20 protein-coding genes are annotated in these 19,286 nt (G+C 37.5%); 15 read left to right on the top strand and 5 right to left on the bottom strand.

All coding sequences use genetic code 11. From position 1 onward, the window contains the following. Positions 1 to 24: 24 nt before the first annotated feature. Positions 25 to 1,161 carry an FAD-dependent oxidoreductase gene (locus AB1Z56_RS06965; protein ID WP_426791534.1) on the bottom strand — a complete coding sequence of 379 codons (1,137 nt, stop codon included), beginning with the start codon at positions 1,159 to 1,161 and terminating at the stop codon, positions 25 to 27. 95 nt (positions 1,162 to 1,256) lie between these two features. On the opposite strand from AB1Z56_RS06965, the gene AB1Z56_RS06960 reads away from it, so the two are divergent. Beyond that, positions 1,257 to 2,216: a helix-turn-helix transcriptional regulator gene (locus AB1Z56_RS06960; protein ID WP_426791533.1), complete on the top strand. Its 960-nt coding sequence runs from the start codon at positions 1,257 to 1,259 to the stop codon at positions 2,214 to 2,216. Between the two features lie 96 nt (positions 2,217 to 2,312). On the opposite strand, the gene AB1Z56_RS06955 is transcribed toward AB1Z56_RS06960, so the two are convergent. Further along, positions 2,313 to 3,269: a helix-turn-helix transcriptional regulator gene (locus tag AB1Z56_RS06955; RefSeq protein ID WP_309359331.1), complete on the bottom strand. Its 957-nt coding sequence runs from the start codon at positions 3,267 to 3,269 to the stop codon at positions 2,313 to 2,315. A gap of 93 nt (positions 3,270 to 3,362) precedes the next feature. Between AB1Z56_RS06955 and AB1Z56_RS06950 the strand changes: the two genes are divergently transcribed. From AB1Z56_RS06950 to AB1Z56_RS06885, 14 genes are all read left to right on the top strand, one after another. Beyond that, positions 3,363 to 4,646: an NAD(P)-binding domain-containing protein gene (locus AB1Z56_RS06950; RefSeq protein WP_426791532.1), complete on the top strand. Its 1,284-nt coding sequence runs from the start codon at positions 3,363 to 3,365 to the stop codon at positions 4,644 to 4,646. Positions 4,647 to 4,661: 15 nt separating this feature from the next. Further along, positions 4,662 to 5,525: an AadS family aminoglycoside 6-adenylyltransferase gene (locus AB1Z56_RS06945; RefSeq protein ID WP_309359335.1), complete on the top strand. Its 864-nt coding sequence runs from the start codon at positions 4,662 to 4,664 to the stop codon at positions 5,523 to 5,525. 330 nt (positions 5,526 to 5,855) lie between these two features. Next, a complete protein-coding gene (locus tag AB1Z56_RS06940) occupies positions 5,856 to 6,431 on the top strand; it encodes a DUF3267 domain-containing protein (protein WP_309359337.1) in 576 nt (191 codons plus the stop codon). Positions 6,432 to 6,572: 141 nt separating this feature from the next. After that, positions 6,573 to 7,988, top strand: coding sequence for an aldehyde dehydrogenase family protein (locus AB1Z56_RS06935; RefSeq protein WP_426791531.1), 1,416 nt, complete (start codon positions 6,573 to 6,575; stop codon positions 7,986 to 7,988). Between the two features lie 119 nt (positions 7,989 to 8,107). Beyond that, positions 8,108 to 8,914, top strand: coding sequence for a helix-turn-helix domain-containing protein (locus AB1Z56_RS06930; RefSeq protein ID WP_426791530.1), 807 nt, complete (start codon positions 8,108 to 8,110; stop codon positions 8,912 to 8,914). A gap of 290 nt (positions 8,915 to 9,204) precedes the next feature. Continuing rightward, positions 9,205 to 10,044: a class I SAM-dependent methyltransferase gene (locus AB1Z56_RS06925; protein WP_426791529.1), complete on the top strand. Its 840-nt coding sequence runs from the start codon at positions 9,205 to 9,207 to the stop codon at positions 10,042 to 10,044. After that, positions 10,034 to 10,246: a hypothetical protein gene (locus AB1Z56_RS06920; protein ID WP_426791528.1), complete on the top strand. Its 213-nt coding sequence runs from the start codon at positions 10,034 to 10,036 to the stop codon at positions 10,244 to 10,246. Before AB1Z56_RS06925 ends, AB1Z56_RS06920 begins: the two co-directional genes overlap by 11 nt. Positions 10,247 to 10,335: 89 nt before the next feature. Next, positions 10,336 to 10,824: an NUDIX hydrolase gene (locus tag AB1Z56_RS06915; protein WP_313263248.1), complete on the top strand. Its 489-nt coding sequence runs from the start codon at positions 10,336 to 10,338 to the stop codon at positions 10,822 to 10,824. Between the two features lie 26 nt (positions 10,825 to 10,850). Next, the gene (locus AB1Z56_RS06910) at positions 10,851 to 11,552 is read left to right on the top strand and encodes an HAD family hydrolase (protein WP_309359349.1); all 702 of its coding nucleotides are present in this window, start codon (positions 10,851 to 10,853) and stop codon (positions 11,550 to 11,552) included. 18 nt (positions 11,553 to 11,570) lie between these two features. Then, positions 11,571 to 11,708, top strand: coding sequence for a hypothetical protein (locus AB1Z56_RS06905; protein WP_426791527.1), 138 nt, complete (start codon positions 11,571 to 11,573; stop codon positions 11,706 to 11,708). Between the two features lie 102 nt (positions 11,709 to 11,810). Further along, entirely contained in the window at positions 11,811 to 13,538 is a 1,728-nt protein-coding gene (locus tag AB1Z56_RS06900; protein ID WP_309359351.1) for an amidohydrolase, read from the top strand. Between the two features lie 300 nt (positions 13,539 to 13,838). After that, on the top strand, positions 13,839 to 14,588 hold the full coding sequence (locus AB1Z56_RS06895) for a hypothetical protein (RefSeq protein WP_426791526.1): 750 nt from the start codon (positions 13,839 to 13,841) through the stop codon (positions 14,586 to 14,588). Positions 14,589 to 14,760: 172 nt separating this feature from the next. Beyond that, a complete protein-coding gene (locus AB1Z56_RS06890; RefSeq protein WP_426791525.1) occupies positions 14,761 to 15,492 on the top strand; it encodes a hypothetical protein in 732 nt (243 codons plus the stop codon). A gap of 50 nt (positions 15,493 to 15,542) precedes the next feature. Beyond that, the gene (locus AB1Z56_RS06885) at positions 15,543 to 16,901 is read left to right on the top strand and encodes a hypothetical protein (protein ID WP_309359357.1); all 1,359 of its coding nucleotides are present in this window, start codon (positions 15,543 to 15,545) and stop codon (positions 16,899 to 16,901) included. A gap of 41 nt (positions 16,902 to 16,942) precedes the next feature. Here the strand turns inward: AB1Z56_RS06885 and AB1Z56_RS06880 are convergent, their stop codons facing one another. The 3 genes from AB1Z56_RS06880 to AB1Z56_RS06870 form a co-directional block, all read right to left on the bottom strand. Next, positions 16,943 to 17,707, bottom strand: coding sequence for a LytR/AlgR family response regulator transcription factor (locus AB1Z56_RS06880; protein WP_309359359.1), 765 nt, complete (start codon positions 17,705 to 17,707; stop codon positions 16,943 to 16,945). Next, the gene (locus AB1Z56_RS06875) at positions 17,704 to 18,726 is read right to left on the bottom strand and encodes a sensor histidine kinase (RefSeq protein ID WP_426791524.1); all 1,023 of its coding nucleotides are present in this window, start codon (positions 18,724 to 18,726) and stop codon (positions 17,704 to 17,706) included. Before AB1Z56_RS06875 ends, AB1Z56_RS06880 begins: the two co-directional genes overlap by 4 nt. 125 nt (positions 18,727 to 18,851) lie before the next feature. Beyond that, on the bottom strand, positions 18,852 to 19,241 hold the full coding sequence (locus AB1Z56_RS06870) for a DoxX family protein (RefSeq protein ID WP_426791523.1): 390 nt from the start codon (positions 19,239 to 19,241) through the stop codon (positions 18,852 to 18,854). Positions 19,242 to 19,286 lie beyond the last annotated feature (45 nt).

The raw sequence follows: 19,286 nt of genomic DNA, 5'->3' as shown, positions 1-19,286 counted from the left end.
AGATAATAATGGGGCGATTATCTATTATTCTTGTTGAAATAGTTGCTGAAAAGTAAATTCAGGTCGACGCATTTCAATTTCGTTTTTGCTTGATGCAAGCTGTGCTTCCCGTGCGTATATAAACATCTGTTCTTCATATGCTTCAATTGCAGTTGTCAGCGAATCATAGGTATTATCGGTCAGTTTTTCTGACAGGACCAATGCATCTAGTAAACCTGTATTCACACCTTGACCTGCAAAAGGAGGCATCAAATGAGCCGCATCACCAATAAGCGTTATCGGTATAGGACGGTCACTTTTCCAAGCTTGGTCCAAGGGAAGTTTTCTTGTCGGGAGACAGCTAAATGATATTGTAGACTGGAGTAATTTTTTGAATCGCCCATCCCAATCGTTCAATCGATCTAAAAGAAATGTACGGATAAATTGCATATCGTTAAAATCCGATTCCTTATCATCCTTCCATGTTTCTGGTTTTTCAAAAATAATTCCGTAGGTCAATGTCCCATTATTTTCTGGATTGACAACTAACAAGCTGCCTTGATGAGCCGTCATCAACCTATGCCCATTACACCATTGGTAAAACTCTGGGGTTTGGATTTTTGGGTCAGTAATGTCACCCTGAATGATGATTGTTCCTGTTTCCTCCACATAAGCATCTGTAACATACGACCTCAGACCCGACATACCACCATTAGCAACAATAACGAGATCCGCAATTTCTCGCATACCGTTTTCAAAATGAATAAGCCACTGTCCACCTGAGACTTCAAGTCTCCTACATTTGCTATCCCAAGCTACAGTGTCATAATTTAAGCTATCCAATAGCATTTTCCGTAGTATATTCCTGTTAATCTCGGGATTATCATATCGATTTTCTGGAGTTACTTGTTTTGTGAATAGAGATTCGCCCTTTTCATTAGTCATGATAATTCCCATGGGGACTGCCAAAGCATAATAGTTATCCAGTAGCCCTGCTTTTTTTAGCGCTTCTTGACCAGCCCCCCTATGTAGATCAAGAGTACCGCCCTGGATTCTCGCAAGTGGATCTTTGTCTCTTTCATAAACGGTCACATGAGCACCACTTTGCTGTAGCAGCTTGGCTAAGATAAGCCCAGCTGGACCTCCACCTATGATTGCTGTCTTTTTATCCTTGAGTAACATACTTCGTTTTCTTGTTTAAGATCAATACAAAGTTGCACGTCATTTTAGAAATAAAATATCTATATTGGACTTAAAAATAGTCGTAAAGGACTTCAATGAAAAGAGATGATCAAACGGTTCCAAGTGTTCTTCAAAAGCTTGCTGATATTCTGGGAGCGGAAGTAAAGAATAGAAAATTAGAGATCCCCACCAAATTTGGATCAGGATACTGTATTGGTTTTGTTTTTAATGAACATATCAGGATGCTGATCAGCAATTATGAGCTGAATCAAAATATTGAAGTTGAAAACCCAGAGCTGGACGAAACCAAAAAATTGATTTTTTTTAAATTTCAGAACATTTTTCCCAAACTGGAAACAGTATTGCCACGGGAGCGTGCTAGCGGGATACCATCTGTTTTAATTGCAACAAGTCGTATTAATACAGATGAAATAATTGCTATCCATTCCAATACGTCTACCATTAATATAGAAGTAGACACAGCCTACCTGAGTAAATTATTAACGGGCACTTCACAGTCACAGATTTTAAAGCGTCTTATTCAAAATACGCAACCCTATCTTTTTGAACAGCTTATTTATCCTACATTACAAAGAGTTGTCGATGAAATTATGACAGATCCAATTAGCGATACATTCGAATTGCTCTTAAAGCGGATCAAGTCTGAGGAGCTGATCTGTCGGTTGCTTATGGAACTGGAGAAGCGGGACGAAAAGCATATATATGCAATAAACAATTATGATATCTCAATCCTCTATAAAATAAGGGATCAGATTCTTGAGCATCTCCACATTCCTCCAGTAATCAGTGAACTATCAATAGCATTCGGAATGAGCCCAACCAAACTGAAACGGTTATTCAAACAGGTGTTTGGGGATAGTATATTTAGTTATTATCAAAGATTTAGGATGAATGAAGCGGCACTTCTACTCAAAGAGGGACCATATTCTGTTTCGGAGGTCGGTTATAAATTGGGTTTTACCAATCTCAGTCATTTTTCCAAACTTTTTAAAGAACATTTCGGAATGAATCCAAAAATGTATACGATGATGTAATATTTATAAAGGAAGCTGGAGCAAAACAAATTTTTGCTATCCGTGCTAATTGGCCAGCCATAAATAATGAATATGGCAATCTTATATTAGCTTATCTTAAGCTTTAAAACGACTTGGAAGTATCCCATAATATTTCTTAAAAGCAACTGTAAAATGTTGGGGATTGCGATAGCCCATCAGCTCGCTAACCTCATTAATATAGCGTTTCTCGTCCAATAAGAGTCTTTTTGCTTCACACATACGAGACTCCTTTACAAATCCAAAGATGGTATTACCGAATATACTTTTGAAACCCAGTGTTAGTTTTTTTGTGTTTAAACCTACTACTTTGCTTAATACCTTTATCGTTGGTGGATTTTGAAGGTTCTGGCTCATAAGTTCTTTAGCGTAATGAATTTGCTCTATTTCCTTTACGGTAAATTTAAGATCGGTCATTGGACTGTCTTTTTCAAAAGCGTCCACTTGTACTAGTAAAAGTTCCGTAACCTTTGCCTCCAAGTAGAAATTTTGTAAAGCCCCCTGATAGGGAGCGTGCAACAGGTTATCCAAAATTGCATAAATGTGTGGACTTATGGTGAGACTCTGATCGGTCCATAAATGTGATTTTGTTAAGGTCTGATCTAAAAAGCTTTTTTGGAAATCATTGCCATCACTGAAATAGCTTTCGAAAAGATCTTGTGACAGCATGATTTCAAGAAATTTGCCTTTTTTTACAGTAGGTTTCATTTCCACTTTGGTTTCACAGTCTCGGTGGTACATCAGACTATGTTGTCCTGTCTGCAATCCAAATAAACCTTCCTGATTGCAAACACATACGGAATCACCATGCAACCTAAAATGCATCTTCAAGGCATGGTTACGTACATTAATCAACAGATCCTGTTGTCTTTCTAGTTCGTAGTCACAACTGATAATTTGCATGTTTTTTAATGATTTCTCTTTGAACCTGAATTGGCCTTTCCCTTGCTCAGCAACAATCACTCGATGTTCTTCTTTTAAGAAAGCATGCGGTATATTGCTTAAATCTCGATGTATCGTTAGTTGAGAATCCATAAAGTCCGTCTTGCGTTATTCTTAGTCAGTTTCGCGTTGCCCTTTTGCCTAGATGCAAAACTACCTTTACACAAAAATATAAAACAAAATCTAATGGAACGGAACGTATATCGATATTATGAAGTAATTGTGATAGGGGCTGGACAGGCAGGTTTAGCCATCAGTTATTATTTGAAAAAGGAAGGGATCGATCACTTGGTATTGGAACGGAATAACATCGCTTCTTCCTGGACAGACCAAAGATGGGATTCATTCTCTTTGAATACCCCCAATTGGATGAATTTACTTCCTGGCGAGCTGCTGGATGATAGTATAGACAGGGAGGCTTTTATGAGCAGAAACGAATATGTGGAAAAATTACAAAATTATGCCCTGCAGCACAGACTTCCAATTCTAGAGCAGCATCGTGTGGATGCGATTTATAAACATGAAGATAGCGAGCATTATGAGGTATGTTTTGAGTCAGGAGTAGAGAAGGGGCGTTTGATGACGCATCAAATCGTAGTAGCTTCGGGGGCAATGAGTGACTATGGTACTCCTGACTTCGCCTTTCAGATTCCGGATAGAATAAAACAAATTAATGTCGGAGCTTATCGAAATCCCGATCAGGTAAGGGGAAATGTTTTAATAGTAGGAAGTGGTCAATCGGGAGTACAACTCGCCGAAGAATTGGTTCAAGCGAATTTTCCACAAAAAGGAAGTATTTACCTGGCAACGAGTCTTGTGGCGCGGTCGCCGAGGAGATATCGTGGCAAAGACATGATGGAATGGCTACATTTATCTGGGTTGATGAGCCAAAGAACAGATCAACTAACAGATCTGTCAGTGACGAAGTCTACACAGCCACAGGTTTCAGGATTAGGAAAATATGGCCATACGATTAGTTTACAAAGTTTAAATCGCTTGGGCGTTAAAAACCTTGGCATGTTGGAAGCTACTGACGATAAACGAATTTATTTCACAGATACGGTTAAGCAACATATTCATTTTGCAGATAAACATTCGGAAATGATGAAGCATAAAGTGGATCAGTATATTGAAGTTAGCCAAATTGAATTTCCCTCAAAACAAGACATTGATGCAGCAGATTTACCAGACAATGAATATAAAGCAGACAGTGGTATTCTACAGTTAAAGTTCGAGGAGATCGATACCATTATATGGGCAATAGGCTATCGTGGAGATTTCAAATATCTTAAAATTCCGGGATTATTGAATGAAAGACAGCAACCAATTCATTTAAATGGTCAAGCGCCAATAGATCGGCTGTATTATTTGGGGTTTCCATGGTTGAGGATGAGAAAATCAGGAATTATTTTTGGAATAAAAGAGGATGCCGAACAGCTATTCCAAAAAATAAAAAGTTGGATAAATTAGTGGTACTTTTATGATATGAAGTTGAGAAACGAAAAATTAAAAATGATTAGTGAATGGGCGGAAAACAATGGGGATATACGTGTTGCATTACTAACGAGTTCTCTTGTCAATCCATTGGCTCCAGTAGATGACCTTAGTGATTTAGATATCGAACTCGTATTTAATGACAATTCCAATTATATTACCGACAATAGTTGGATACGGTATTTTGGAGAAACCATCGCAATGATTGAGGAAGACGAGTACTGCTTTGAAGGTCGGCATGGAATGAAAATGGTATTATATGATGACTACATAAAAGTAGATTTCAAGTTATATAGCAAAGTGAAATTTTTAGTGGATCTAGAAAGAGCTGAGCTACCTGAAGATTGGGATATTGGCTATAAAGTCTTGGTTGATAAAGATGGAATTACTTCGGAGATGCAAAAACCCAGCTATCAAACCTCTATCATTAAAAGGCCCTCAGTAAAGAAAGTACAGCAGGTTTTAAATGATTTTTGGTGGGACACAACATATGTGGCAAAAAGTCTTTTGCGAGATGAATTGTTCTACGCAAAGTTTTCGTCAGAGCATATTATCAGAGTCGATTATCTGATACCTCTAATTGAATGGTATATAGCTAGTCAGCATAATTGGAATATAACGACCAATAAATATGGTAGACTGTTTAAAAAATACTTGACGGAGGAAATGTGGGTAAGAGTCGAAAGTACATTTGCTGGAAGTTCAATTCCTGCAAATTGGGATGCGTTATTTGCAATGGCGGATTTAGTATCTACCATTGGAAAATTGTTGGCTGAGAATTTAGATTTTAGTTATCCTATAAAATTGGAAACTGATATACGGAAGTATCTGTTTGATTTGAGAGCTAAATCTTAACGATACAGTGCTTTCAATAAGAATCTTAAAATCTAATTATTCTTTCATTTTCCTAAATTAAACCAATCATCTGAATTTTTGTCCAATAAATTGAAGTAAGGTTTACGGGAGGGAGAGATTAGTTTTTAATTGAAAGGTCGGGTTTTAGTACCTGGCCTTTTTTTATAGGTTAAATTATCGAAATACCTAGAGGTCAAAATGATCTGAGCGGATCCGATTAAACATACTCATTACTATCAGTTTTTAGAATTGGCGTATAAAATATGCAAAAAAAGGTTAATTTAGCAATGAGCCTCAAAATCTATGTATTTATAATCAAATATGAAATTTATGTACGAGCCTGAAAAATATGAGAAGGAGAAATTAACGATCGATCTAGTCTGGGCCAATAAGTTTGGTCTACTCATCTTGATTCCAATAGTTCTCGTATTTGGTTTACCCTTTTATTTAGCCTGGGGATACGAACTGGATTTTAAAGTTATGTTTGGTGGCTTGGGGCTTTCAGCTAGCATCTATGTTTTTGGCATTATTCTCCTCGGGATTGTTGTTCACGAATTGATTCATGGAATTACATGGGCCATTTTCGCGAAAAATGGGTTAAAGTCTATTAAATTTGGTGTAATGTGGAAAATGCTTACCCCATATTGTCATTGCAAAGAACCCTTGAAAGTGAAAGAGTATATTATTGGAGCCATTGCACCTGGTATTATTTTGGGAATTCTTCCCGCCGTTGTTGCCATCTTTAATGGAAGCATTGGTCTGCTGATCTTTGGTATGTTTTTCACGATGGCTGCATGTGGAGATTTTTTAATCATCAACCTAATTCGAAAAGAAAATAGTCATGATCTTGTTCAAGATCATCCTACGGAAGCCGGATGCTATATTTATAGAAAAATTACCAGTTGAGGCCAATTCTTTTTTATTAATATAAAACTATACGAAGAGAATAGGTAACCCGATGAGCTTTTGAACAAAATAGATTGAGCTTTTGAACACAACGCGGTGAACTGAAATACTCTTACTTTGTGTTAACAAATAGGAGGAAATATGAGAACAATAAAAAGCGTTTATATTGATGGAAAATTCTCGATACCACATGGAAGTGAGTGCATGGAAGTTATTAGCCCTCTAAATGGGGAGCCTATAGCTAAAGTAATATATGCCGATCAGATAGACACACAAATTGCTATCGAAGCTGCTTCAAAAGCACTCATTATGTATAGTAAAACAACTATTCAGCAACGAATAGAATATCTGACATCTATACATGATGAGATTTTGAGAAGGGTAAATGATCTTGCAGATGCTACAATTATAGAGTATGGCGCAACGCGAGAACGAGCTAAATGGGCAAATATGATCGCTGCCACAACATTCCTTGACGCTATTGAGGTTTTACAAAAATTCCAATTTTCCTACGCGGTTAATGAATCATGGATTATTAAAGAGCCCATAGGGGTATCAGCGCTATTTACTCCTTGGAATGCAGTGGCAGGAACTATAGCACTAAAAGTCGCGGCCGCGCTATCCGCAGGTTGTACACTAGTTTTAAAACCGAGTGAATTCTGTCCTTGGCAAGCTGAGATTATGATGGAATGTATCGATGCTGCAGGACTGCCTGATGGTGTTGTCAACATGGTAAATGGCAGAGGGGAAATTATTACAGAGACCATTATGCGAAGTCCTGAAATCACGAAAATTTCATTTACCGGCTCGACAGTGATAGGTAAAATTTTAGCAAAAAGAGCAGTTGATACCATGAAACGTGTTACACTGGAACTCGGGGGCAAATCGGCAAATATTATTTTGGAAGATGCTGATTTTTCACTTGCAATACCTATGGCCTTGGAGGCTGCTTTCATGAACAACGGCCAAGCCTGTGTAGCAGGAAGCAGACTTTTGGTACCACGATCACGAATTGATGAAGTGCGTACGCTTATAAGCCGAGAGGCTACACGTTTTACTGTTGGCGACCCAAGGTTAGGTAATTTTAAATTAGGCCCTTTAGCAAATAGTAAACAATATGATCGAGTTCAGCAGTATATCGAAATAGGAATTGGGGAAGGGGCTGAACTTTTGGTTGGGGGGATGGGACATCCACAAGGGCTAACAGAGGGGTACTATGTAAAACCTACTGTTTTTATGGGTGTCACTAATGCGATGAGAATCGCTCGGGAGGAAATCTTCGGTCCTGTATTATCTGTAATATCTTATGATAAAGAAGAGGATGCCATTTCTATGGCAAATGACTCAGAATATGGTCTCATGACATACATTAGCTCTCGCTCCGCTACACATGCCAGGGAAGTAGCAAAGAGCGTCAAGTCGGGGCGTGTATTGATCAATACCCTTAAGCATGATCCCATGGCTCCTTTTGGCGGTTTTAAAAATTCAGGTATTGGACGTGAAAACGGCAGTTTCGGTTTGGAAGAATTTCTTGAAGTAAAGACCTTAATTAGCTAATTCAGGTACTCCGGTAAGGAATTTTTGAAAAGCTAGACAGAGCCCTTTTTTGTATCTTAATGGCCTAAAACATATCTTGTAATTAATTAGGTGAAATTCTGTGGGATAATTTTAATAAAATGGATTCAATATCAAAAAATATAAACATTCTACATTCCTGTTATGATTCAAAATATAGGGAGGGAGAACAATTTATTGCCGACCATGTATTTACTTACTTGATTTCAGGGCGCTCAGAGAATGTAATCGGTGATGAAAGGTATGAATTCAATGCTGGAGATTATAAATTGTCAAGGCGGAATCAGCTCACCCGGTTTACTAAATACCCACCTTCGGGTGGCATATATGAATCCGTATCAATTGTTCTCGATCAGGAGTCTCTCCGAAGCATTGCGAATGAATATGATTTTAAAGTACAGGTTGCTGTTGACTTCCCTAGAACAATTAGATTGGATAATAACCTGTTGTTTGAGAATTACATGAATTCGATACGACCATACCTAAACGATAGGAACAAATTAAATAAGATTTTTTCTTCCTTGAAAGTAAAAGAGGCTGTAATGATTTTATTGGAGACCAATCCATTATTAAAAGACGTTCTATTTGACTTTGCTGAACCAGGGAAGATTGATCTCGAAGCTTATATGAGTAAGCATTACAGATATAATGTAGATCTGGATCGATTTGCCTATCTCACGGGAAGAAGCCTGGCGACATTCAAAAGAGATTTTGCCAAGGTATTTCATACTTCACCAAATCGCTGGTTGCAGCAAAAAAGACTGGCGGATGCACATTATCTGATTAGTCAAAAGGGATATCGCATTTCCGATGCCTACATTGAAGCCGGTTTTAAGGATTTTTCTCACTTTTCGTATGCCTTTAAAAAGGCCTATGGTATCTCACCATCTAAATTAGGCAGTTTGTAATCAATCTATCTAGTATCTTTTAAATAATTGAAATTATGAGGATGGAATTTCTCATAATTTCTTATTTTTGTAGTCTGTTATACTATATCTAACATATCATCAGCGTCTTAACTAAAGAGACTTGCTCTAAAAAGAGCAGCGAACACGTGGAAATCCTGTGATTTTTAGCGTACGGATGATTATACCTTTTTATTTTTTAGATTTCAAATAAACTATTGATTATAAAATCGATTGTGCGATCAATTTGCAATGTATTAGTATTTCAAATTGATGGCGATATGTGACGTATCATGAGTAGTAAACAGTTAATAAGCAGGGATATAGAAATATTCTATACAATTGCGTCCGAGGAGACACGGCTCGACAAAGGAATGGGCATATTTGAATTTGAACGAATCAAATCACTTATCGAACGGCACCTTTTATCTTTTCCTTTGACCGTAATTGACATCGGCGGTGGCACGGGCAAGTATTCCGAATGGCTTGCGAAGAAAGGACATCATGTTCATTTGGTAGAGCCTGTTTTAAAGCATATAAAAATTGCGCAAAATAGAGCTCATAGATTAAAAAACAAATTTTCTGTTCACATCGGTGAATCCCGAAAATTGGAGTTTCCTAATAATTATGCAGACCTGGTTATACTGCATGGACCTCTTTACCATTTGCAGGAAAGAGATGACCGGGTATCAACGATTTGTGAAGCGAAGAGAGTGTTGAAAAACGGGGGAATTATATTGGGATTTGCCATCAATTATACGGCTTCAACCTTAGCCGGCCTTTTAAATGGTTTGATTCATAAAACTTCTTTTTTTCAAATGTGCAAAGAAGAGTTAACTATTGGCAAACACAATCCCCCAGATGATTTTCCATGGCTTTTAGCCGAAGCATATTATCATAAGCCCCAAGAGTTGAAAGAGGAGTTTATGAATCAGGGATTAACCTATTTGAATACGTACGCTGTGGAGGGGATGGCCTGGTTAGACAAAGATTTCTTTGTCAATTTACAGCATACTGAAAAGCGAAAAACATTATTGGAGCTTATTCACATTACTGAAAACGATAGTTATCTTCTGCCTTTTAGCCCACATATGATGGTAGCAGTTCAAAAAAAACACAATTATGAAAAATAAAGAAAAATATTACAAAGCGCTCATAGAAAACAGGGGGCAGTTCAACGAAATTGAAGTTGGAGAACAGTTGGGACTTCATGAGACTGAAACAAGTGAAATTATTACGCAGCTCTTATCCGAATATAAAATTGAATATGCTATAAATCGAAGTTGTAATTATAGTCTAACGAAAAAGGGCATGAAAAAGAAGAGCAGGACTTAGCATTCACTCAAAAGACAAAAAGAATGAATTCGCTAAAATGCTTGAAGACTCTCCTAACATTTTTTTATTTTTGTTACAAACAGAAAAAGATGAGCAACGAAGTAACAGGTTTGAAGCGAGTAGCCACACTATGTATATTAAGAAATAAAGATAGATTTTTATTGCTAAGACGCCTTAAAGAACCAAATAAGGATATGTATGTTCCTGTTGGAGGAAAAATAGACCCATTTGAAAATCCTGATGATGCCGTTGTACGTGAGGTCATGGAAGAAACAGGTATCCGGATCACTTCAAAACAGTTTTGTGGAATTTTAACCGAAACTTCTCCGGTAAAATACAATTGGATCAGTTATGTATATGTCTCTGATATCCAATTTGTAGAAGCCCCTTATTGTAATGAAGGGGACCTGGAATGGATCTCAGCCACTGAATTGGAATCTATTCCGACACCTTTAACTGATCTTTATATCTATGATTACGTGGCCAAGGGAAAGCCTTTTGCTTTTAATGCCATTTATGATGCAGCATTAAATTTGACAGCGTTATTGGAACAATATAGCAATACCAAGATCAAGTAGAACTCGTAAATTGAATAAGAATTAAAATGATTGTCAATAAAGATGCAATTAACGTCATCGCATTCGATGCTGATGATACATTATGGGTAAATGAACCCTATTTTCAAAAAGCTGAACACGATTTTTGTGCATTATTGGAAAACTATCTTCCACAGCACGCGATATCAAAAGAACTATTTGAAACAGAAATGAACAATCTATCACTCTATGGCTATGGCGTGAAAGGCTTCATTCTTTGTATGATTGAGACCGCTAGCCGGATTTCTGCAGGGCAGCTACCGTTGAAGACAGTAAATAAAATTATCGAGATTGGACAGGATTTATTAAGAATGCCTATTGAATTACTGGATGGAGTTGAGGATACATTGGTGCAGCTCAGTGCCCATTATAAATTAATTGTAGCCACAAAGGGTGATCTTCTGGATCAGGAAAGAAAGTTGAGAAATTCTGGTCTTCAAAAATTTTTTCACCATGTGGAGATTATGAGTAATAAGAAAAATGAGGATTATGTAAAATTGCTGCGAAAAATTGAATGTCAGACCGAGAGTTTCATAATGATCGGAAATTCTATTAATTCAGATATTCTGCCAGTTTTGGAAATGGGCTCGCAGGCAATACATGTTCCTTATCATGTTACGTGGACACATGAACAAGCTAGTACTGAAATCAAACCCAACAATTTTCTACAGGTAGACAGCTTAGATCAATTGTTACCAATCTTACTTTAACAAAAAATGCGCATCTAGATGCGCATTTTTTGTTATTTACAAGAGCGTATCCGCAATCCTGAGCGTCTGAAAATTGTTGCTATTTCTGAACGGTTTGGCTTATCGCCGACCTATCTAGGTATCTATTTTCGTAAACAGAGCAGACATCGTTTTTAATACTGATCAATTTAAACCATTTCTGCTGTTGAAAGTACTATTGAATTAAGCAAAACAATTAACTATTTTTTTTGTTATCCATAAACACTATTAACCTGTCGTATGGGAACAATTAAAAGATATCTATTTCTCCTTCTTCCACTTTTTGTTTTTGCTTGCAAAAGCAATCAGCCGAAAGGAGATTTAATCTATTTTGGCGGAGATATTATTACGATGGAAGATGCGTTTCCACAGGTAGAAGCTCTCGTATTAAAGGATGGAAAGATTATTTTTGTCGGAAGTCAACAAAAAGCAAATACCTATATAGGAGATAATACGCAGCAAATTGATTTAAAAGGGAAAACATTGCTGCCCGGTTTTATCGACGCACATGGACATATTACTTCAAGAGCTGGAATGGAACAAGCAATAGATCTTTCTCCAAGTCCTTATGGAACCGTAAACTCTATACCCGACCTTCAAAAGGCTTTAACAACAGTTATTCAGCAGATGAAACCAGGATCTTCCGTTCCGATATTGGGAAACGGTTATGACGATGCCATTATGGTTGAACATCGTCATCCGACTCGTGTAGAACTGGATGCCGTAAGCACCACAAATCCTATTATTGTCATTCATGCATCTGGTCATGCCAGTGTTGTAAATAGTGCTATGCTTACTTTATTGGGTATTGCCGAAAATGCAAAAGATCCGGAAGGAGGCCATTACGGTCGAACGTCAGATCATCGTCTGAACGGAAAACTGGAAGAAAATGCATCTTTTGCCGCTTTGGTGAAGTTAACAGAAATGATGCCCAAGCCTAAGTCTATTAAAAACGAATTATCCCAATCTCTAAAAGATTTTATCAAGGCTCAAGATGAATGGCTTAGTTATGGTCAGACGACAATATGTGACGGACGATCTATGGGGGTGAGTGTCGGCTTACTGAAAGAAGCTGCTGCCAAAAACCTTCTCAAAGCAGATGTGGTATATTTCCCAGATTTTGAAGCGAATAAAGCAGATTGGGAATCCTTTAGGCCCAATTATATGAAATATGAAAAGCGACTGAAATTTGGCGGTTTTAAATTCTCCGATGATGGTTCACCTCAAGGAAAGACGGCCTGGCTTACACAGCCCTACCTCATCCCACCTGAAGGACAATCTGCGGATTATAAGGGTTTTCCAATTTTTTCAGACGAAACCCTCTATAATGATCTAAAAACAGTATTCTCAAATCATATCACAGCGCAGCTTCACGTTAATGGTGATGCGGCAATAGACCAAGCACTTCGTGTGATCGGCAGATTGAAGGAAGAGGGGATTTATAAGCCGGAACTTAGAGCGACTTTGATTCATGTGCAGAACAGCAGACCCGATCACATAGCCAAAATAAAAGAAATTGGTGTTATTCCTTCATACTTCTCAGCTCATGTCTATTTATGGGGAGATTGGCACTATCGAAGTGTTTTTGGACCTAAACGCGCTGCATTTATCAGTCCAGCTCAATCAGCCAAAAAAGCTGGAATATTGTTTACTATCCACCATGATAGCCCTGTGACACCACCTGATCTATTGACTGGTGTCTATGCTGCTGTTAATCGGACGACCCGTTCAGGAATGGTCTTGGGGCCAGACGAGCGGATCGATGTAATTGATGCCTTAAAAGCAATTACGATTAATGCCGCCTATCAATATCAGGAGGAAAAAAGTAAGGGGTCTCTGAAGGAGGGAAAACTGGCAGACTTGGTTATTTTGGATAAAAATCCACTAACAATTGAATCTCAAAAACTAAAGGATATCAAAGTACTTGAAACCATCAAAGAAGGGGTTACAGTTTTTAGAAGAGAATAAGACAATGCCAATTGACCTGTAACAATACTTTTATTTTTTTGATTGCGCCAATATTTTGTAATAAATCCAATACTGATCATTCTTATAATAGCCTGCAATTTATTTCTCAGAAATAGCGAATAATAAGTTCTCCCATACAAATATTAATTCGTTTGTAGCTTTTATGATTTGTCGTCTATCTTTATATTCAATCAGTTCTAAATGTCTCATTTTTGGTGGCCAATAGAGATATTTGTTACATGGTATAGGAAAGCTCATTTCACATGATCGCCTTCTGCTACGATAATCAAGAAATAAAACATGAAAATAGCTTTGATAATTCTTTTTTCTCTAAGCCTCGTTTACGGTCAATCTAAACAAGATGTGACGGTAGGCTATGGAGATAGATATGACAGTCTTCCTAAATTAAAATTCTACATCGCAACAGCAGATGATTATAATGAAGCATTTAGTAACAGTAGTACTTCAAACAGAACTTTTACGTTTGAAAAGAAAAATTTAGTGGTTCCAACAGGAAAAGGCAATCTAAAATTTAAAAAGTATGATTCTTCACTAGGGCAGGGTGATGGATTTAGAGGTTGGGAGTATAAGGGTTATCTTCCACAGCTCAAAACGCATATTCTAATTAGCAATCATGTGGCCGAATCTTTGGGATTTAGTGATCTTGTTTTATTGGATAGCATCGACGGTAGCCAGTACACAATCGCTTCGGTTGGTGATGGTGCTGTTGAGATTCCTATTCCATCACCAGATGGGCACTTTCTTGCTTATTATTATAATCAGGTATATGCGCCTAATAGTTGTTTTATAGGTATTCTTACCGTCCGCAAGGGACAAACCCCATTGCGGATTAATCTGGCAGAACACAGCAGTTTTGAAACGGATGACTGGGCTGTGGAAAATATCAGATGGGTGGACGGGACCACAATCATTATAGAAGCTTATAAATTTAAAAAGGTTGGTAATGAAAACAGTAAACAATTTATGTATTACAGTACTCAGATCAATCAAAACACATCAATTAACGCCAAAGAGAATTATCTAAAATAGCATAGAAAACAAAGATTTATTGAAAGGGCAATCCCTGAAAATTTCACCGGTTTGAATTCCAGTTACACTGATGGAATATAAAAATTATAGTCTATCTAGATCGAGAGAGTTCTACATTGACAACTAAAGAAAAAATTCACCAAAGGGTACCCCGATTAACATTGGAAGGTTTATGAAACGAATGCTGCATATCATCATTTTAGCGACTGGGATATTTTGTTCCTGCAATAACCCTAGTATAGAGCAACAAAAGCAAAATTTAAAGCAAATTGAACATCATGTTGATCATGAAGCAAACATATCTGATCAGAAAATTAATACAGTCTCTACTGTAAAAGCTATAGATGAGACGAAGTCCAATACAACAATAAAGTTCAATGATCTTACGGTTTCTATTCAAGACCTGGCAATTTTTGACCCAGATAAAATGGATAGGATACAAGGTGACACAGTGGAGATAGAAGTTGAGATCGGGGAAAGCATTGAAGGAAGTTTTATTTCTATTTTAGGCGATCATATTAGCGATTTGCGGATAGAACAACGCTATGAAACCAGCGCAACCATTATGAATGAAGGCCCCCATTGTGACCTCAACGAGTGGAAACATTTCAACTCGGCTTGGAAATCATTAAAGCAAAATGGAAATGGGCAATTTTTAAGTACGGAATATACCGAGGAGGAACATACTATCTTTCCCGAGGTATCCATGGATGAGCTAAAGCAGAAAGTAAAAGAACAGTGTGGCGAAGAATGGTTTAAACTTTTAGTGAAGGTAAAATCGCCTACAGAATACCCTTGCGCTATCGGTATAAGTCGATATTTCTTGCGAATCACAGGCATCCAGAAAGACAATGGAAAAAAAGTAACTAAGTTAATCGTCTTCAAAACTCCGATGGGGTGTTAAGGTTACCAATTGCGTAATTGGGTATAAATAGCAAAGGTAAACGCTAAAATATGACTGAACGCTTAAAGATCCTTATTTCACCTCTTTTTATCCTTTTTCTGACGCTATTGATTACCAACGACTTTTTTCTGAAAGTCGAATTCCATAATGCAATTACTGGAAAGCTTTCTGATTTTAGCGGGCTGTTTATCTTTCCTATTTTCTGGTCCGTGATCTTTCCTCAACGAAAACTGCTTGTCTTTATCTCTACAGCGGTCTTATTTACTTTTTGGAAGAGCGAATATTCCGAGGGGCTTATTGAATTTTTAACGCGCCATTTCAATATTGGCCGAACGGTGGACCTATCCGATCTGATTGCTTTGCCTATGCTTTTGTTTGCGTGGTTTTACATGGAAAATAATTCAATGCGATGGAGCAATCCAACGTTAATGGTTCGATTGACTGCCTGCTTTATTGGTATTGTCACAGTTTTTTCGTTTTGCGCCACCAGCCAGCTCAGATATATCCAGTCTTTCGATCAGCCGCAGTATGTATTGCTAAAAGATCCGACACTGCAGGAGTTTCATTCTTATGATGAATTTGAATTTTACAAAAGAGACTCTTTTCTTGTTGTCAAAATAAATTATTTGAATATTGGTGAGCCGGTCGAGAGTGATGATTACAATAAGAATCAATCCATTAAAAACCTAGACCAAGATATTTTGCGCCTTATTGGAGATAGCGCAAGTCTGGTTCCCTTAGAGAAAATAACTTTGCTGACGATAGATACAGAACGAAGCGTTGATTCTTTGAGATTTAATGGTGGGCGACTTGACGGAAGGTTTACAAGAACAAAAGGCGGTAAACGGATTATGGAGGGATTTTATAAAATGGGGCTGGAAGATTCCACTTGGACCATCAGAGACACTATAGGTAACCATAAAGTGGTAAAAACTTTTGTTAACGGAGAAGCTAACCATATCCAGTACTTTAGCGATGATAAACTTAAATCATCTTCAAGAATCAATACCCGTTCTGATACCATATTTAATACCTACATGAAGCTGGCTACGCTGATTCTATGTATGGTGGGTATATGTTATCTATTGCATAAAAACCATCGCAATACTGCTCAAGGGCACTTTGAACTTAAGCTAGGATGGAAGTTGCTGCTATGTTTTCTTGCTCCACTTTTGATCTGGCTGTTTTACATTGGTATCATGTTATTGTTTGTGAATGATGGTCTGGATACTTTTACGGTCATAGCGACTTTGTTTTTTATTTTTATTATCTTCTTACCGTTGATGTTTGTCGTTGTATTTTTGATCAAACTCGGGAAGGAGATAGATATTTTTCTGTACCTCCTTTTATTCGCACTTGCATGCAGTGCCTTGGCAATATATATCAGGCTGGAAGCACTTTCTAATTAAAATTACGCTGTCGCTGAAAGGTTAGAGATAAACAGTATCCATTAGCGATCTTCCAGCCAGCTTAGGAATTGTGATGTTTTATCTTTGCCAATCAGTAGTTTCTCGGCAGTAGGAATCGTCAGTTTTACAAGCAGTTTTCTTCCAAAATAGTGTTCAACTTCCTTGATCGCTGAAAAACTAATGAGGTATTGCCTATTAAGTCTGAAGAACTGTTTGCTGGACAACAGGCCTGCTAAATGATCCAATGATTGATTTAAATCGTATTCCTCGCCTTTGAAAGTGACCAGAGAAGGAGAGGTATAATTGATATAGAAATAAGCAATATCATCTGTTTTTACCGTCAGATATTTATTGTGTTTAAAAACAAGAAAGCTCGTCTTTTTATTTTCACCGCCGTTGATCTTGCTGATAAGCTCTGTGAGATCATTACCCGAAATCTTTTGAAAGAAATTTTTGAAATTATCAACTTTTTCAAAAGCACTTCTAAGGTCCTCTTCTGAGAATGGTTTGAGCAGGTAATCAATTCCATTTTCCTTTATAGCTTCCATGGCAAATTCCCCAAAGGCAGTACAAAAGATAACTGGACATAGGATCTTGACAGACTTAAAGATATCAAAGCTGATGCCATCAGACAATTGGATATCCATAAAGATCAAATCGGGAGTACCTGTATTGGAAAGATAATCTATAGCGCCTTCGACGCTCTGAATTTTGGAAAGGATGCGAGAATCTGGACGTAACTTCAAAATTAGATTTTCAAGTGAACGCGCCGCCTTTATTTCATCTTCAATGATTAGGATGTTCATATAGTATGTATTATGGGAAGTTTTATGGCAAAGATATCGTCTGTTTTCAAAATTTTAATTTCTTTATCAGAGAGGTGAAGATAACGCTGACCTATATTTTTAATTCCAAGTCCAGTCGATGGTTCGGGAATTTTTCTTTCCTGAAGGTTATTCTCGACGATGAGATAGTCTTCTTCGTGATAGACTCGGATATGAAGCGGTTTTTCCAATGAAACAATATTGTGCTTGATACAATTTTCGATGAGTAGCTGAAGGGTAAAAGGAGGAATGAAGGTATCCTTCACATTAGCATCAAGGTTTTGTGTTATCGTCAACCCATCTTCAAAACGTGCATTCAGCAGATAAACATAGGAGTCCATAATCGCCAACTCTTCTCTCAGCGAAAGGATATTAAGTTTAAGGCTATCTAACGTAAATCTATAGAATGCAGCGAGCTTAATAATAAATTCGGCAGATTGGCTATCATGGCTTTCGACCATATATTTTAACGTGTTTAGACTGTTAAAAAGGAAATGTGGGTTGACCTGCTGCTTCAATAATTCATACTGTGCTTCCAGGTTGGCCGCCATGGAACGTTCGAGCTCACGTACAACTTGTTGATTCATGTAGGTCTGGTACAAGATGTGAATGAACATATAGAACGTCAGATTTATCAATATTCCCCTTACTTCGTACATCAGCATCTTAGGACCGTAATTTAGGTGGGAGAGGATATAATATTGAATTGAAGATAACAAAAACATAAGGATAAGACCCACGCCCAATCCTTTAAATAACTGGGGAGAAATAACGTTTTTACGACCTGTTTTCTTTGTATAGGCAGGTATAGTATAGCTATTATAATACCAGATTAACAATGCAAAACCAGAGGTTACGGCAAAATCAGCTATACCCTCAGCTGGATCAAAATGATGGTCAACAATTTTTGGTATCGAAGTAAGTATTCCCAGCGAAATTGAGCTGATCCATATTAACCGGTTTGATATCCTAAAGGGTGCTTGCTTCTTAGGCTGGAACATGAAAATGAGATTTATATTGCAAAAATGTGCTGATGTTTGATACCGCAACATATCCTTCGTTTGGATATGTTGCGAAGGTAAAAATATTTAAATTTCACCATAAACAGTAAAAAAACTGTATATCCTCATTTATGGGATAAAGCGGCCGCATAACCGGCCCCATAAAGTTTATTGAATGCGTAGTATGTTAGAAAAAGCACTGCAAAAGCTACCATTGTATCCACGGTTGAAGTTAAACCGAGGACCGCTACTTTGGAGAAAAAAGCAAATGTAATGTCAAAAAACATTCCTGCAAAGATCCATTCTTTTAAGCGATTGGGCACAAAGAATAAGATACTGCCGCAAATTTTGAATACACCTAGGATATAAATGAAATGCTCGGGATAGCCTAGTTTTAGTGTAATATCCCAGACCACGGGATTGCGGCTAAGTTCGAAGAAGCCGCTAATGGCAAACCATAGGGACATAAAAATACGTCCGCCGAGATAGATTTTTTGATATGTTGTATTTGTCATGTCATTATTGATTTAAATTCCGAATCGGAATTTGAGTTCTAAATG

This window comes from Sphingobacterium sp. WOUb80 (assembly GCF_050058145.1).
GTDB lineage: Bacteria > Bacteroidota > Bacteroidia > Sphingobacteriales > Sphingobacteriaceae > Sphingobacterium.
This window is presented reverse-complemented; position numbering and strand designations above follow the sequence as displayed.